The organism is Mycobacterium sp. (assembly GCF_049683355.1).
Lineage (GTDB): Bacteria > Actinomycetota > Actinomycetes > Mycobacteriales > Mycobacteriaceae > Mycobacterium.
In genome coordinates this window covers 1-15,202 of the sequence record NZ_JBAUJB010000422.1, presented here as the reverse complement: position 1 = coordinate 15,202, position 15,202 = coordinate 1, and the positions used below count along the sequence as shown (strand labels likewise).

15 protein-coding genes and 1 pseudogene are annotated in these 15,202 nt (G+C 68.5%); 8 read left to right on the top strand and 8 right to left on the bottom strand.

The annotated features are described in order from the left end of the window. The first annotated feature begins 135 nt into the window (after nt 1–135). From WA944_RS24295 to WA944_RS24285, 3 genes are all read left to right on the top strand, one after another. Complete coding sequence (locus tag WA944_RS24295; protein ID WP_526370144.1) at nt 136–261, top strand: DUF732 domain-containing protein; 126 nt, start codon at nt 136–138, stop codon at nt 259–261. Nucleotides 262–441: 180 nt separating this feature from the next. Further along, nucleotides 442–1,071 carry a nitrobindin family protein gene (locus WA944_RS24290; protein ID WP_526370100.1) on the top strand — a complete coding sequence of 210 codons (630 nt, stop codon included), beginning with the start codon at nt 442–444 and terminating at the stop codon, nt 1,069–1,071. Further along, nucleotides 1,071–1,355, top strand: coding sequence for a hypothetical protein (locus tag WA944_RS24285; protein WP_526370098.1), 285 nt, complete (start codon nt 1,071–1,073; stop codon nt 1,353–1,355). Before WA944_RS24290 ends, WA944_RS24285 begins: the two co-directional genes overlap by 1 nt. 273 nt (nt 1,356–1,628) lie before the next feature. Here the strand turns inward: WA944_RS24285 and WA944_RS24280 are convergent, their stop codons facing one another. Then, entirely contained in the window at nt 1,629–2,504 is an 876-nt protein-coding gene (locus WA944_RS24280) for an aminodeoxychorismate lyase (protein WP_526370096.1), read from the bottom strand. Between the two features lie 51 nt (nt 2,505–2,555). Here WA944_RS24280 and ygfZ point away from each other — a divergent pair, with 51 nt between their 5' ends. Then, nucleotides 2,556–3,641 carry a CAF17-like 4Fe-4S cluster assembly/insertion protein YgfZ gene (gene ygfZ, locus WA944_RS24275; protein ID WP_526370094.1) on the top strand — a complete coding sequence of 362 codons (1,086 nt, stop codon included), beginning with the start codon at nt 2,556–2,558 and terminating at the stop codon, nt 3,639–3,641. Between the two features lie 130 nt (nt 3,642–3,771). Continuing rightward, entirely contained in the window at nt 3,772–3,957 is a 186-nt protein-coding gene (locus WA944_RS24270; RefSeq protein ID WP_159228429.1) for a DUF3073 domain-containing protein, read from the top strand. 11 nt (nt 3,958–3,968) lie between these two features. Here the strand turns inward: WA944_RS24270 and purM are convergent, their stop codons facing one another. Then, nucleotides 3,969–5,042, bottom strand: coding sequence for a phosphoribosylformylglycinamidine cyclo-ligase (gene purM / locus WA944_RS24265; RefSeq protein ID WP_526607789.1), 1,074 nt, complete (start codon nt 5,040–5,042; stop codon nt 3,969–3,971). Between the two features lie 57 nt (nt 5,043–5,099). Further along, nucleotides 5,100–5,717, bottom strand: a complete 618-nt coding sequence (locus tag WA944_RS24260) for a DUF2461 domain-containing protein (RefSeq protein WP_526369898.1) — start codon at nt 5,715–5,717, stop codon at nt 5,100–5,102. 147 nt (nt 5,718–5,864) lie between these two features. Between WA944_RS24260 and WA944_RS24255 the strand changes: the two genes are divergently transcribed. Further along, entirely contained in the window at nt 5,865–6,836 is a 972-nt protein-coding gene (locus WA944_RS24255; protein WP_526369896.1) for an NAD(P)H-binding protein, read from the top strand. Nucleotides 6,837–6,855: 19 nt separating this feature from the next. Here the strand turns inward: WA944_RS24255 and purF are convergent, their stop codons facing one another. Further along, nucleotides 6,856–8,388 (bottom strand): amidophosphoribosyltransferase, encoded by a 1,533-nt coding sequence (purF, locus tag WA944_RS24250; protein WP_526369894.1) that lies wholly within the window; start codon nt 8,386–8,388, stop codon nt 6,856–6,858. A 137-nt stretch (nt 8,389–8,525) separates the two neighbouring features. After that, nucleotides 8,526–8,918 carry a sterol carrier family protein gene (locus WA944_RS24245; protein ID WP_526369892.1) on the bottom strand — a complete coding sequence of 131 codons (393 nt, stop codon included), beginning with the start codon at nt 8,916–8,918 and terminating at the stop codon, nt 8,526–8,528. A 5-nt stretch (nt 8,919–8,923) separates the two neighbouring features. On the opposite strand from WA944_RS24245, the pseudogene WA944_RS24240 reads away from it, so the two are divergent. Together WA944_RS24240 and WA944_RS24235 are read left to right on the top strand one after the other, a co-directional pair. Next, nucleotides 8,924–10,137, top strand: a pseudogene (locus WA944_RS24240) (MCE family protein). Between the two features lie 41 nt (nt 10,138–10,178). Continuing rightward, on the top strand, nt 10,179–10,607 hold the full coding sequence (locus WA944_RS24235) for a PPOX class F420-dependent oxidoreductase (RefSeq protein WP_526374175.1): 429 nt from the start codon (nt 10,179–10,181) through the stop codon (nt 10,605–10,607). Between the two features lie 61 nt (nt 10,608–10,668). Here the strand turns inward: WA944_RS24235 and WA944_RS24230 are convergent, their stop codons facing one another. The 3 genes from WA944_RS24230 to purL form a co-directional block, all read right to left on the bottom strand. Continuing rightward, on the bottom strand, nt 10,669–11,301 hold the full coding sequence (locus WA944_RS24230) for an Rv0804 family intramembrane glutamic endopeptidase (protein ID WP_526607784.1): 633 nt from the start codon (nt 11,299–11,301) through the stop codon (nt 10,669–10,671). Then, a complete protein-coding gene (locus WA944_RS24225) occupies nt 11,301–13,022 on the bottom strand; it encodes an alpha/beta hydrolase (RefSeq protein WP_526607781.1) in 1,722 nt (573 codons plus the stop codon). The genes WA944_RS24230 and WA944_RS24225 overlap by 1 nt, the downstream gene beginning before the upstream one ends. Continuing rightward, on the bottom strand, nt 13,019–15,202 hold a 2,184-nt coding region (gene purL / locus WA944_RS24220), incomplete at its 5' end, for a phosphoribosylformylglycinamidine synthase subunit PurL (RefSeq protein WP_526647426.1). The genes WA944_RS24225 and purL, both read right to left, overlap by 4 nt.

The window sequence follows — 15,202 nt, the reverse complement described above, 5'->3', positions numbered from 1 at the left end:
GGCATCCACGAGGTCGACGTCAAGGTCGCCTGACGGAGTCAGGCAATCAGGGCACGCCTGACGGAGTCAGGCAATCAGGGCACGCCTGACGGAGTCAGGCAATCAGGGCACGCCTGACGGAGTCCGGCCGGCGGCATCACCTTCGAACAGGAGGTCGCCGACCTGACGAGCGCGACGGCCTGGTCTGACTACCATGCGGGTTGCTTCATCGGGGCGGCCACCGGCGCGTTCTGCCCCGAGTACGAGAACAGGATCGGCTGATCGCACCCGGCCTGTGGGCCGCCGAAAGGCTCGCGCTCCCTGCGGTTAGACTTCCTGCCGTGGTCCTGTTCTTCGAGATCCTGCTCGTTGCGGCCGTCGTGGTGATCACATGGTTCGCGCTGTACGCGGTCTACCGGCTCGTCACCGACGAGTCGTGACGCTGCGCACGCGAGGAGCAGCATGACGTCCGGCGACGACGCGGTCGCCGCGGCCGCCGAACGAGCCAGAGAAACTGCTGCGCGCAACATTCCGGTGTTCGGCGACCTTCCGCTTCCTGCCGACACGGCCAACCTGCGCAAGGGCGCCAACCTCAACGACGCGCTACTGGCGCTGCTGCCGTTGGTGGGCGTCTGGCGAGGTGACGGTGAGGGCCGCGACACCCACGGCGATTACCGATTCGGTCAGCAGATCGTGGTGTCCCACGACGGTGGCGACTATCTCAACTGGGAAGCACGTTCCTGGCGGTTAAACGACGACGGCGAGTACGACCGTCCCGCGCTGCGCGAGACCGGCTTCTGGCGTTTTGTCGACGACCCGAACGACGCGGGCGAGTCGCAGGCCATCGAGCTGCTGCTGTCACACTCGGCGGGTTACGTCGAACTGTTCTACGGCCGGCCGCTCAGCCAGTCATCCTGGGAACTGGTCACCGACGCACTGGCCCGCAGCAAGTCCGGCCTGCTCGTGGGCGGCGCCAAGCGGCTCTACGGCATTGTCGAGGGCGGCGACCTCGCCTACGTGGAAGAGCGGGTGGACGCCGACGGTGGACTGGTACCGCACCTGTCCGCCCGCCTGACCAGGTTCGTCGGCTGATGCGACAGCTGGGGATCGTCGCGGCGTTGGCCGCAGCCGGGCTCGTAGCGGCGGCCTGCGCTGCGCCGGATGACCCGCCCAGCGGTTCGAACCCGGTGCCGACCCCGACCCCCACCTCGGTGACGCCCAGCGTGGGTCATGGATCACTCGCGTACTGCCTGAGCCAGCACGGGATGCCGGCACCACCCGGCCCGACGGCCGACGCTCCTCCCGGCGTGGACCCCGCGGCCTGGGAGCAGGCGATGGCCGAATGCTCGTCGCTGGCACCGGGTCCGGCGGGCTGACCACCCGTCATCGCCCCGTCGAGCCACCACCACGCCCAGGACATGGAACGGCCCCCGAGCCGTTGTTCCTGGTCGGACAAGACCGAGGGGCTCGGGGGCCGGGTGACTGCGGGGATTTCGCCAGCGCGCACAGGTGCGTCAACGGCTTCCCGGCGCTGCTAGCTCGCAGCCACCTCACATGTCCATAAGTCAATCAATTTCTCGGACCACCTCCTTCCCTGTGTACAGGCGAAGGTACCCGCGATCCGGCAGCGCGACAAGGGAATTAATCTGTCAGCGATCGGAGATGATCGCGGCCTCGACCAAGCCCGAGATCTCGTCGGCCAATGGCGCCGGCGCCATCGCCACCCCGTCGAGGGTGTGCACCCGCGCCGCCAACGTGACACTCGAAACCAGCCAGACTCCCTGAGCGGCAACCAGATCGGCCGGCCTGAGCGCCTGGTAGTCGCAGTCATAGCCGCTGCTGCGCGCGACCTCGAACAGCGCCTGCTGGGTGGTGCCCCGCAGGATGGGATACCAGGGCGGCGGGGTCAACAGGCAGGCGCGGCCGTCAGATTCCGGGGTGGCGATGACGACCGTGGAGCGCGGACCCTCGAGGATGAAGCCGTCGGTACTGACGAAGATGACGTCGCCGGCACCGTGCCGCTCGGCGTGCCGCAGCGCGGCCATGTTCACTGCATAGGACAGCGTCTTGGCGCCCGCGAGCAGCCACGGCATCGCGTCGATCCCGTGGGCGGACATCCCCCGTTCCAGGGTCAGCGCGGCCAGCCCGGCGCGGCGGACCTCGGCCACTCGCGCGGGCACCCGGCCCACCGTGACGTAGGCGGTGCCCGCTGCGCCCATGCCACTTTCCCGGCCTCGGCTGTACACCAGCCTCAGCAAGCCTTCGCCGCTACCGTCTGCGAGCCAGCGCTGCACCGCGACCGCGACCGCTGATCGCCACCGTGGCAGGTCGGGGGGTGCCAGGTCGAGCAGGTGTGCGGAGCGGTCCAGCCTGCCCAGGTGGGCTTCGAGCAGACAGGGCCGGCCGTCGCGAACCAGCAGGGTCTCGAAGATCCCGTCGCCACGCACCGCGGCCACATCGTCGGCGTGCAGAAACGGCGCCTGTGGATCGTGCAGTTGCCCGTCCAGAGTGACCACGACCGCCATGGGCCGAAAGCGTAGCCCGACCGGCAAGGCCGCTGACCGTAGAGTTGACCTATGTCTTCCACCACTTCCGGGGTGCCGGCTCCCACCACCGGACCCGACGCCGGCGCTGTCTGGCACTACGGCGACCCGCTGGGCGAGCAGCGGGCCGCCGCGGAGGGCGCGGTCTATGTAGACCGCTCCCACCGGTCCGTGTTGGCCCTGACCGGCGCCGAACGCAAGTCCTGGCTGCACAACCTCACCACCCAGCACGTCAGCGAGCTCCCCGACGGCGTGGTCACCCAGAATCTGAGCCTCGACGGGCAGGGTCGTGTGGAAGATCACTGGCTGCAGACCGAACTCGATGGCCTCACAGTTCTCGACACCGAACCGTGGCGCGGGGAGCCGCTGCTGGCCTACCTGCGCCGGATGGTTTTCTGGGCCGACGTCACCGTGGAGCCCGCCGACCTGGCGGTGTTGTCCCTTCTCGGCCCCCGCGTGGCCGACACGCCGGTGCTGGAGGCCCTGGGGCTGACCGGGCTGCCCGCCGAGGGCACGGCCGCGGCCCTGGCAAAAGGCGGTTTCGTGCGTCGCCTCTGGGGGCCGGGCATCGAGGTCGACGTCGTGGTGCCACCATCCCAGGTCTCCGGGTGGCGCGACCGTCTGCTGGCGGCCGGGGTCCGGCCCGCAGGGGTCTGGACCTACGAAGCCCACCGGGTGGCCGAACGCTGCCCCCGCCTCGGCGTCGACACCGACGAACGCACCATCCCCCACGAGGTCGGCTGGATCGGGCCCGCCGTGCACCTGGACAAGGGGTGCTACCGCGGCCAGGAAACCGTCGCGCGGGTCCACAACCTGGGCAAACCGCCCCGGATGCTGGTGCTGCTGCACCTCGACGGAGACGGTGACCGGCCGGTACCGGGCGACCCACTGCAGGCCGGCGGCCGCACCGTGGGCCGGCTGGGCACCGTCGTCGACCACGTGGACGACGGCGTCATCGCGCTTGCCCTGGTCAAGCGTGGCCTGCCTGCGGACACCGAGCTCATCACCGGCGGTGATGTCGCGACAGCCGCCGCCATCGACCCCGATTCGATGACCGGCACCGACGGCGTGGGTGCGGGTCGCCTGGCCGTCGAGCGGCTTCGCGGGGGTGCCCGTTGACGACAGGCGACCAGGGTCTGCCAGCGCCCCGGCGACGGGCACGGTAAAGTGTTGGCAGGACAATAAACACACTCAGATCGGAGCCGCCTGTTGATTGGGCCGCTCCGTTATTGCGCGAGGGGGTTCCCCCATGGGCCGCGGCCGGGCAAAGGCAAAGCAGACCAAGGTTGCACGTGATCTCAAATACAGTTCACCGCAGACCGACTTCGAGCGGCTACAGCGCGAGCTGTCGGGTTCGCCGGATGACGATCGCCTCAACGGCAGCGACGTCCCGGCAGACGACGGCTGGGTAGACGAGGACGACTGGCGGCGCTAGGCGCGCGCGCTTCAGAACCTGGGGTGCTGGCCCACGAGCGTGGCTCGTGCGGAGTCCTTGCTCCCCTTTTCGATGGTTCCCAGGGTCCAGCAGTTCAAGTGGCGGGCGGTGAGCACGGCCAGCGCGCGATCGGTGTCCTCCGGCGCGACGACGGCGACCATGCCGACGCCCATGTTGAACGTCTTCTCCATCTCCACCCGGTCGATGCGGCCGCGCTGGGCGATCATGCCGAACACCGGCGCGGGCGTCCATGTCCCCCGGTCGAGCTGGGCAACCAGACCGTGCGGGATGACCCGCTCCAGGTTTCCGGCCAGCCCGCCACCGGTGACGTGGCAGAAAGTCCGCACCTGGGTCTCGGCGGCCAGCGCCAGGCAGTCCTTGGTGTAGATGCGCGTCGGCTCCAGCAGTTCCTCACCAAGGGTGCGGCCGAACTCCTCCACATGCCCCGCCAGGTTCATGTGGTCGATTTCGAGCAGCACGTAGCGGGCCAACGAGTAGCCGTTGGAGTGCAGCCCGGTCGATGCCATGGCGATGATGACGTCGCCGGGCCTGACCCGGTCGGGGCCCAGAACGTCGTCGGCTTCGACGACACCGACCCCCGTCGCGGAGATGTCGTAGTGGTCGGGGGCCATCAACCCGGGATGCTCCGCCGTCTCACCACCGAGCAGAGCGCAGCCGGCGAGGACGCATCCGTCGGCGATGCCGGAGACGAGTTCGGCGACACGTTCGGGGACGGTGCGCCCGACCGCGATGTAGTCCTGCAGGAACAGCGGCTCGGCACCGCAGACCACGAGGTCGTCGACCACCATCGCGACCAGGTCGATGCCGACCGTGTCGTGCTTGTCCATCGCCTGGGCGACGGCGAGCTTGGTGCCCACCCCGTCGGTCGACGACGCCAGCAGCGGCTCGCGGTAGTCATCGCGCAGCGCGAACAGCCCGGCGAACCCGCCCAGCCCACCGCGCACCTCGGGCCTGGTGGCCTTCTTGGCTAGCGGCTTGAAGAGTTCGACGGCGCGGTCACCTGCTTCGATGTCCACCCCTGCCGACGCATAGGAAATGCCGTGTTGTTCGGCGCGCTCGGTCATCGAGAGCAAGGCTACCCCGCGTTTTGGTGGCTAACCGCTACCGGTATGGGCCGGCCGTCAGCCGACGTTGCGGGCCAGCCACCCGTTGAGCGGTTTCGCCGCGCGGAAGGCCGTCACCACGCGTTCCTTGGCTTTTCTGGTGCCGAGCCACGCCCCGACCGGCCAGGTCTTCATCATCGCGACGCCCTTGTGCCGGAGCAGCTCGATCCGCTCGTGGTCCTTCGGGTATCCGCGCGGTGCGGTCTTGAGCACCTGGTGGGCCATGGTCTGGTAGCCGTTGCTGTGCAGTTCGGCGACGATCGCCGCCAGTTCCTGACCTTCGGCCTCGGCGTCGACCGCGGCCCGGTAACGCTGCAGCGATGCCGGGTCCGGCATGTAGAGGCCGCTTCCCGCTGACAACCCGTCGGCGGAGAACGACACGTACCCGTCGCCGATCATGGCCGCGCAGGTGGTCTTGTACGGCGTCTTGTCGGCGCTGAACCGAACGTCACGGTAGGGCCGGAACAGTCTGCCTTCGCCGAACTCGTCGGCGAGCTCAGCCACCAGTTCTTCCATCGGCGCCCTCACGTGGGTGTCGTAGACCGCCTTGTGCTCCTGCCAGTACACCTTCGAGTTGTCTGCCTCGAGTCCTTCGTAGAACTCGACGGCCTCGATCGGCCATCCCTGAAACGCCACGACTTCATTGTGGAGGTGATCGGCGGGTGCCGGCGCCGAACCAGCTGCCCGTCACGGTTAGCAAATGTGCTCAGCGAGCACTCCACGTCGGCACCGGCAACGAAACACTATCGAGAGCAGTTGCGGGTGACGACGAACGGAGCGGTAGTGGCAGCGCAGATCAGGTGCTTGGTGACGGGAGCGACCGGTTACATCGGAGGTCAGTTGGCGCCCGCGCTGCTCGAGCAGGGCCATCAGGTGCGGGCGATGGCCCGCACACCGGACAAGCTCTCCGACGCCCCGTGGCGGGATCGCGCCGAGGTGGTGCGAGGCGACCTGTCCGACCCTGAGTCGCTGATCGCGGCGTTTCAGGGCACCTACGTCGTGTACTACCTGGTGCACTCGATGGGGGCCTCGAAAGATTTCGTCGCCGAGGAGAAGCGCGCCGCTCAGAACGTGGTCGAGGCCGCGAAGGCCGCCGGGGTCAAGCGCGTGGTCTACCTCAGTGGTCTGCATCCCGAAGGTGAGTTGTCGCCGCATCTGGCGTCGCGGGCGGCTGTCGGGGACATCCTCATCGGGTCTGGCATCGAGACCCTGGTGCTGCAGGCCGGCATCGTCGTGGGCTCCGGTTCGGCGTCCTTCGAGATGATCCGCCATCTCACCGACCGACTGCCGGTCATGACGACCCCGAAATGGGTGCACAACAAGATCCAGCCCGTCGCAATCGACGACATCCTGCACTACCTGGTCGAGGCGGCGACGGCGCCGGTACCACAATCGCGGACGTGGGATGTGGGTGGACCCGACGTCCTCGAATACGGCGAAGCCATGCAGGTCTACGCCGACGTCGCCGGGTTGCGAAGGCGTCTCATCGTGGCCATCCCGTTCCTGACCCCCGCCATCGCGAGCTGGTGGGTGGGGTTGGTGACGCCCATTCCGCTGGGGCTGGCTCGCCCCCTGGTCGCATCGCTGGAATGCGACGCGATGGCCCTCGAACACGACATCGACACTGTCATTCCGCCACCGCCCACCGGTCTGACCAGTTACCGCGACTCGGTGGTACTGGCGCTGCAGAGCGAGGACCAACCCAAAGCCGGCCGTCGGCAGTTGATGCGTTGGAGTCCCACCACGGTGCAGTGATGCCCGGGGGTCGGTGCCGCTAGGGCCGACGCAACGCCGAGGCGTTGTCGTTCTCCACCTGCAGCGGGATGCCGGTGCGGGCCGCGGTCTCCAGCATGTGCTCGATGACGTTCTTGCCGAGCGCGGTCTCTCCGGGCAGCTCGATCGGATACACGCCGTCGAAACAGGCCGCGCACAGCCGCGATGCCGGCTGCTCGGTGGCCGCGATCATGCCCTGGCGACTGATGTAGCTCAGCGTGTCCGCGCCGATCGCCCGTCGGACGCCATCGAGCATCTCGTCTTCGTTCGCCGAGTTGCTCGCGGCGTTGGCGATCAGCTCGGCCGGCGTGGCGAAGTCGATGCCGTAGAAGCACGGCCACTTGACCGGCGGAGACGCGATTCGCACGTGCACCTCGACGGCTCCGGCCTCGCGCAGCATCCGGATCAGCGCGCGCTGGGTGTTGCCGCGCACGATCGAGTCGTCGACGACGATCAGCCGCTTGCCGCGGATGACTTCCTTGAGCGGGTTGAGCTTGAGTCGGATGCCGAGCTGCCGAATGGTCTGGGACGGCTGGATGAAGGTCCGCCCGACGTACGCGTTCTTCATCAGGCCCTGCCCGTATGGGATGCCCGAGCCCTGCGCGTAGCCGACCGCGGCCGGGGTTCCCGACTCGGGGACGCCGATGACCAGGTCGGCCTCGACAGGCGACTCCGCAGCCAGCCGGCGACCGATCTCCACGCGGGTGCCGTGCACCGAGCGGCCCGCGAGCGTGCTGTCCGGCCGGGCCAGGTAGACGTATTCGAAGACACATCCCTTGGGCGTCGGGTTGGCGAAGCGCGTGGAGCGCACCCCGTCGGCGTCGATGGCGAGCAGCTCGCCCGGCTCGATGTCACGGACGAACGCCGCGCCGACGATGTCGAGCGCGGCGGTTTCCGAGGCCACCACCCAACCGCGGTCCAGCCGGCCCAGCGACAGCGGCCGTACCCCGTAGGGATCGCGCGCCGCGTAGAGGGTGTTCTCGTCCATGAAGGTCAGACAGAATGCGCCGCGCACGGTCGGCAGCAGTTCCAGAGCGGCCTGCTCGAGCGAGGAGTCCGCCGCGCCGTGGGCCAGCAACGCACCGAGGACGTCGGAGTCGGTGGTGGCGGCGACAGCGCCTCGGTTGCCCATCAGCCCTTCGTCACGGGCGCGGGCTGCCAGTTCGGCGGTATTGACCAGGTTTCCGTTGTGCCCCAGCGCCACCCCGGTGCCGGCGGCGGTGTTACGGAAGACGGGCTGGGCGTTCTCCCAGGTGGTGGAGCCGGTGGTGGAGTACCGGCAGTGGCCGACGGCGACGTGGCCCGGCATGGCGGCCAGGGTCTGCTCGTCGAACACCTGGCTCACCAGGCCGAGATCCTTGAACACCAGCACCTGCGAGCCGTCCGCCACGGCGATGCCCGCGGCCTCCTGGCCCCTGTGCTGCAGCGCATAAAGTCCGTAGTACGTGAGCTTGGACACCTCTTCGCCAGGCGCCCACACCCCGAAAACTCCGCATTCTTCTTTGGGATCGTCTTCGGGTGGCACGTCGGTCACGATGGCTGCTCCCTGGGGGCGGTGGGTGACATCGGCAAGTCTACGGTGAACGCCGGGCGAAGGTTGAATCGACCGGCGGTGTCGTCGACAAAGTTCAACAGCGACGGCACCGCGAACATTTCGCGAAACCACCTCACTCAGTTCGGGAGACGGACGACCGGCAGCAGACCGGCGATCTCCGCAGCTCTGGTGCCCGACATCTGCAGGGCACCGGCGGTGGCCGCGTCGGCGACCGACAGCAGCCCGGTGGCCAGCAGCAGCCAGGTGCGCGGGGCGGTCTCGACCACGTTGGGCGGGTTTCCTCGGGTGTGCTTGGGACCCGCGATGCACTGCACCGCCACGAACGGCGGCACCCTGACTTCGACGCTGGCACCCGGCGCGCTCTCGGCGAGCGTCCTGGCGGTCAACCGCACCGCCTCGGCCAGTTCGGCACGCGTGGGTGGGGCCACGTCGTCGTCGCGGAGCCAGTCGGCCACCGCATCCACCGCGGCCCGGGTCTTTGCCGGATCGGCACTACGACGAGCGGCCACACTCTATGGTCTCAAAAGTGTCTGTCGACCGCGACGACCCGCCGTACAAGCTCGCGGGCGCGCTCTTTTTGGCGATCGCAGTCTTCGCAGGCACTCTGCTCTTCCTGCAGTTCCGCGGCGAGTTCACCGCAAAGACCACGCTGACGCTGACGGCCCCGCGCGCCGGCCTGGTGGTGGAACCGGGCGCCAATGTCACCTGCAACGGCGTCGAGATCGGCCGGGTGGACCGGATCGACGCCATCTCAGAACGCGACGCCGCCGGTGCCAGGCTCATGCTGGAGGTCGATCCGGACTACGTACGGCTCATTCCGGCAAATGTGGTGGCAGAGATCCGCGCGACCACCGTCTTCGGCAACAAGTACGTGTCCTTCAGTTCACCGAACGACCCTGTCGCCCAACCTATCTCCTCCGATGACACCGTTGCGGTCACGACGGTGACGACGGAGTTCAACGCGTTGTTCGAGACCGTCTCCGAGATCGCCCACAGGTGGATCCGGTCAAGCTGAACCAGACGCTGAGTGCCGCGGCCGAAGCGCTGACCGGCCTGGGCGACCGGTTCGGCGAATCCCTGGTCGACGGCAACCGCATTCTCGAGGAGCTGATACCGCAGCTGCCCCAGTTGCGCTACGACATCGACCGGGTGGCGGCGCTGGCCGACGTGTACGCCGATGCGTCCCCGGACCTCCTCGACGGTTTGGATGCCGCGGTCACGACAGCGCGCACGCTCACCGAGCACTCCGGCGACGTCGACGCCGCGTTACTGGCCCCTCTCGGCTTCGCCGACGACAACACCGAGGTGTTCGATCGTGCGGGGCCGTATCTGGTGCGCGGTGCCGCCGACCTGGTCCCGACGTCGCTGCTGCTCGACGAGTACCGCGGCATGATCTTGTGCACCATCCGCAACTACGCCGAGGTCGGCCCGGAGATCGCGCGCACCCTCGGGGACAACGGGTACTCGCTTCGGGCCGCCGGCACGGTGCTCGGCGCCGGAAACCCGTTCGTCTATCCCGACAACCTGCCGCGGGTGAACGCCAGCGGTGGCCCGGGCGGCCGGCCGGGTTGCTGGCAGAAGGTGACCCGCGACCTGTGGCCGATGCCCTACCTGGTGATGGACACCGGCTACAGCCTGGCGCCCTACAATCACGCCGGAATTCCGGAACCGATGCTCGTCGACTACGTGTGGGGCTGGCAGATCGGCGCACCCACCATCAACCCGTGACCCTTGACCTCAACGACGATTGAGGTTCTACGTTGGGAGTCATGTCCTTCACCGCATTCGAGATCGAGTTCATGAAGCAGGCCGACATCGGCAGGCTGGCCACCATCCAACCCGACGGCACCCCGCAGAACAGCCCGGTCGGCTTCGCATTCAACGAACAGCTCGGCACCATCGACATCACCGGCTACGAGATGTCGCGCAGCCGCAAGTTCCGCAATCTCGCGCGAAACAACAAGGTGGCCTTCGTCGTCGACGACATCCCGTCGCGAGATCCGTGGCGGGTGCGCTGCCTGGAGATCCGCGGCACCGCCGAACAGGCACAGCTCGACGAGACACCACGCGAACCCAACGGCGATCCGCTCGACAACGCGATCATCCGAATCACGCCGCGGCGGGTGATCAGTTTCGGGATCGACGACCAGACCACCGAACCGCACCAGCTCGTCGCCCACGTCCGAAACGTCGGCTGACCCCGTCGCTTCGCGCGACCCTGCGCGCTAATCCCCGTCGCTTCGCTCGCCCCTGACCTTTCTACCCCGTCGCTTCGCTCGCCCCTGACCTCTGCACTGCGAGCGCCCCCACAGCTCCCGCCTCGTTGACCGCCAGATGGGCCAGCATCGGCGCGGCGAGGCTGCCGGACTTCACATACAGCCAGTCGAAGACCCACCCCGCGGCGGCGGTCACCAGCACCGTGCCCGACACCGACTCTCCCGCCGCGCGGGCGTCGGGTACATGGGACAGCCCGAAGACAGCCGCCGCGACCAGCCGCCCCCCAGGCGCGCCGAACGCCCGCTTCGCGGCGGTGCCCAAGGCGGCCCGGTAGGCCACCTCCTCGGTCCACACCGTGCCCACCGGGATGCGCAGCAGCAGCCAGTGACCAGCGGAGGCGGGCAACGTGCGTTCGGCCATTCCGGCGCGCACCGGCCGGATGACCGTCCCGGCCGCCACGCCGAGCGCCACGGGTGCAGCGACCGCCGCTCCCCACCGCAGGCCCGCCCACAGCTCAGGAGGTCGCAGACCATGCGGTGCACCGCTGGCCAGCGACACCGACGCACCGAACGCCGCGTGCGGAATCGGTTTCCACCGCAACGGGATTCGTGGTGTCGCCACGCTCCACCCGATGAGCACCGCCGCCAGCGCGGCCGTCCTGAGCTTGTCGCGCACTATTTCACAGTGTCAAAGGACTCAGCCTGCTCCAAGGCCAGCCGAATCCGTTCGGTGTCCGCCGGTGTCCACCCCGGCGGCGGGGCGACACCCACCCATCCGTCGAGGATGAAGTCGCCGTAGTTGTGCCCGTGACCGCCCGGGGCCGACGCCGCATTCGTCAGATCGGCAGCGACCTGCCAGAACGTGATGATGGGGTACCAGCGCATGGAGGCCGTCCGGTCGCGCCCCGGTGGCTCGGCGAGCCAGTCGGGGCGGCTGAACAGCAGATCCGGTGACCACCAGACGATCGGGTCGGAGGCGTGCTGCAGGAACAGCACCCGGGTTCCGTCCCACGGGGCCGCGGTGTCCACGGCGATCTCGGTGGCGCTGTTGCCCTGGGAGAAGCGCACCGTCCTGCCGTCGTCGTAGCGCGGCTCCACCTCGGGAGTGCCCGGATCGCGGCGCGCCGTGATCGCCCGCCACAGCGGGCTGGCGTTGGGCGGACCGACCCAGAGCACCGAGGAGAAGCCCATGCGGGAGATGTCGGGCAGCCAGTCGAAGGCGCCCTGTCCGGCCATCGAACCCAAACTCTCGCCGTAGAGCAGCAGCTCCGGACGCTGCTCGGGCGGCAGCTCTGCCCACCGGCCGTGAATCGCGTCGATCATCAGCCGGCCGGCTTCCATCGACTTGCGTTGGTCGCCGAGGAACGAGATCCAGCTCGGCAGATACGAATACTGCGACCCGACGATCGCGGTGTCGCCGTTGTACATCATCTCCAGCGCGCCGGCGGCGATCGGGTTGACCCACCCGGTGCCGGTCGTCGGGACGATCGCGAGCACCTCGCGATCGAAGGCGCCCGTGCGTTCGAGCTCGCTGAGGAGCACCGCCATCCGGGCTTCGTCGGTGTCGGCGGTCTGCAACCCGACGTAGGCCCGGATGGGTTCCATGGCCGGGCGCCCGTTGATTCGGGCGAGCTCGTCGGCGTCGGGTCCGCCTGCGACGAAGCTGCGGCCCTGGTAGCCCAGGGAGTCCCACGATGCGAAAGACTCTGGGCTACCGGATCTCTCGGGCTGCTCGGGCTGGACGACGCCTTCGCGCGTTGTGGTGTTCTGCGGCTGGAACACCCGGTTGGCGCCTGCGAGAAAGCCGCGCAGCAGCACGCCGTTGACCAAGGTGATCACCAGTACCACGACGATCGCGGTGCCGATGAACAGCGCCACCTCGTCGGACAACCGCCAGCGGCGGATGAGCATCCGGGCCATGGTCTTGATGACTTCGAGCAGCACCCGGGCCACTGCGACGCAGACGCCCGCAACCACCACCGCGATCACGGAGGTGCGTAGATAGCTTTCGGTGCTGGGGCCCTGCATACCCATCAGCGACGAGACCTGACGCTGCCATGCGGCCGCCGGGATTACCATGAGCAGGCACGCCACCACCGACAGCACGACGGTGACCGTCTTCAGCGTGTACAAGACGGCGGGGCCCGGTGGCCACCACCTACGGCGCGCCAGCAGGAACCGGCGCACCATCTTGGACACGAACACCCCGATGCCGTAACCGATCGCCGCGGTCACGCCGCCGATCAGTCCCTGGAACAGCCAGTCGCGGGGCAGCAGCGACGGGGTCATCGACAGACAGAAGAACAGTGCGCCTAAGGCGGCACCGGTGAAATCAAGGCGCAGCAGCCGAAATGCCCAGAGGTAGAACGGACGTTCCTGGTGGTCTTGCGTCGTCACCCGAACAACCCGGGCAGCACGCCCTCCGACGTGCGCCGCAACTCCTCCAGGGTCACCGTGAACTGACCCTGTACCTCGATGGTCGTCTCGCCCCCGTCGGGTCCTTCGTCGACGACCCCGATGCGGGTGGCCGGCAGCCCGCGGGCCTGACACATCGCCGTGAACCTGCTCTCCTCGGTGCGGGGCACCGCGACCAGCACCCGCCCGGCGGATTCGGAGAACAGGAACACGAACGGGTCGCTCGACTCGGGAAGTACCAGGCGGCAAGCGGTTTCGCCGGTGAGCGCGGCCTCGACGACGGACTGGATCAATCCGCCTTCGGACAGGTCGTGGGCGGCGGAGACCAGACCGTCCCGCGATGCGGCGGTGAGCACATCGGCCAGCAGCCGTTCCCGTTCCAGGTCGACCACCGGCGGTACGCCGCCGAGATGGTCGGCGGTGACCTGAGCCCAGATCGAGCCGTCGAACTCGTCGCGGGTGTCGCCCAGCAGGATCAGCGTCTCACCGGGTTCGTTGCCGAATCCTGGAGGAAGACGTCGGCTCACATCGTCCAAGACGCCGAGCACCCCGACCACCGGAGTGGGCAGGATCGGGGTGGTCCCGGTCTGGTTGTAGAAGCTGACGTTGCCGCCGGTGACCGGAATGCCAAGGGTGGCAGCGCCGTCGGCCAAGCCGCGCACCGCCTGCGAGAACTGCCACATCACGCCGGGATCCTCGGGGGAACCGAAGTTCAGACAGTTGGTCACCGCAATCGGGGTGGCGCCGGTGACGACGACGTTGCGGTAGGCCTCGGCCAGCGCGAGCTGCGCACCGGCATACGGGTCGAGCGCCGTGTAGCGCCCCGACGCGTCGGTGGAGATCGCCACGCCGCGACCGGTCTCCTCGTCGACGCGCAGCACACCGCCATCGGCGTTCTCCGCCAGCACGGTGTTGCCGCGCACGTAGCGGTCGTACTGCTCGGTGATGAACGCGCGACTGCACAGGTGCGGGCTGCCGACCATGGCGAGCAGCGTCGAGCGCAGCTCGTCTCCGCTCGACGGCCGCGGCAACGACGCCGACGTGTCGGCGTTGAGAGCGTCCTGCGCGTCGGGCCGCTGCACCGGCCTCTCGTAAACCGGGCCCTCGTGCGCCACCGTGCGCGGCGGCACGTCGACGACGGTCTCACCGTGCCAGGTGATCTCGAGCCGGTCGCCTTCGGTCACCTCACCGATGACGGTGGCCAGGACATCCCACTTGCGACACACGTCCATGAAGGCGTCGACGTGCTCCGGCGTGACGACCGCGCACATCCGTTCCTGGGATTCGCTGGACAGGATCTCGGCCGGCGTCATGTTGGTGGCCCGCAGCGGCACCGTGTCCAGCTCCACCCTCATCCCGCCGTCACCTGCTGATGCGAGTTCAGAAGTGGCACAGGACAACCCGGCGCCGCCCAGATCCTGGATACCGACCACCAGATCGTTGGCGTAGAGCTCGAGGCAGCACTCGATGAGAACCTTCTCGGTGAACGGGTCACCGACCTGCACGCTGGGCAGCTTCTTTCTCGATCTCGATGGTCCAGCTCCGCCTCCGGCTTCGTGTCCGCCGGAGCCCGACTCGTCGCCGCCGAAGGTCTCCGAGGCCAGCACCGAGACCCCGCCGATGCCGTCGAGGCCGGTGCGGGCTCCGAACAGGATGATCTTGTTGCCGGCTCCGGAGGCGAACGCCAGCTGCAGATCCTCTTTGCGCAGCACGCCGACACACAGCGCGTTCACCAGAGGGTTGCCCGCATAGCTGGCGTCGAACACCGTCTCGCCGCCGATGTTCGGCAGGCCCAGCGAGTTGCCGTATCCGCCGACACCGCGCACCACACCGTCGAGGACCCGCCGGGTGTCCGGGGCGTCGGCGGCCCCGAACCGCAGCTGATCCATCACCGCCACCGGCCGGGCGCCCATCGCCATGATGTCGCGGACGATGCCGCCGACGCCGGTGGCAGCGCCCTGGTACGGCTCGATGTAGGACGGGTGGTTGTGGGACTCCACCTTGAAGGTGACCGCCCACCCGTCGCCGATGTCGACGACGCCGGCGTTCTCACCGATACCGGCGAGCATCGCCTCGCGCATCTTGGCGGTGGTGGTCTCACCGAAGTAGCGCAGATGCACCTTGGAGGACTTGTAGGAGCAGTGTTCGCTCCACATCACCGA

Bases quoted from the DNA above. Each gene is read 5' to 3' on its own strand.
- WA944_RS24285 (WP_526370098.1), top strand. From the start codon at position 1,071: ATGCGACAGCTGGGGATCGTCGCGGCGTTGGCCGCAGCCGGGCTCGTA.
- WA944_RS24235 (WP_526374175.1), top strand. From the start codon at position 10,179: ATGTCCTTCACCGCATTCGAGATCGAGTTCATGAAGCAGGCCGACATC.
- WA944_RS24270 (WP_159228429.1), top strand. From the start codon at position 3,772: ATGGGCCGCGGCCGGGCAAAGGCAAAGCAGACCAAGGTTGCACGTGAT.
- WA944_RS24280 (WP_526370096.1), bottom strand. From the start codon at position 2,504: ATGGCGGTCGTGGTCACTCTGGACGGGCAACTGCACGATCCACAGGCG.
- purM (WP_526607789.1), bottom strand. From the start codon at position 5,042: ATGACCGAGCGCGCCGAACAACACGGCATTTCCTATGCGTCGGCAGGG.
- WA944_RS24290 (WP_526370100.1), top strand. From the start codon at position 442: ATGACGTCCGGCGACGACGCGGTCGCCGCGGCCGCCGAACGAGCCAGA.
- ygfZ (WP_526370094.1), top strand. From the start codon at position 2,556: ATGTCTTCCACCACTTCCGGGGTGCCGGCTCCCACCACCGGACCCGAC.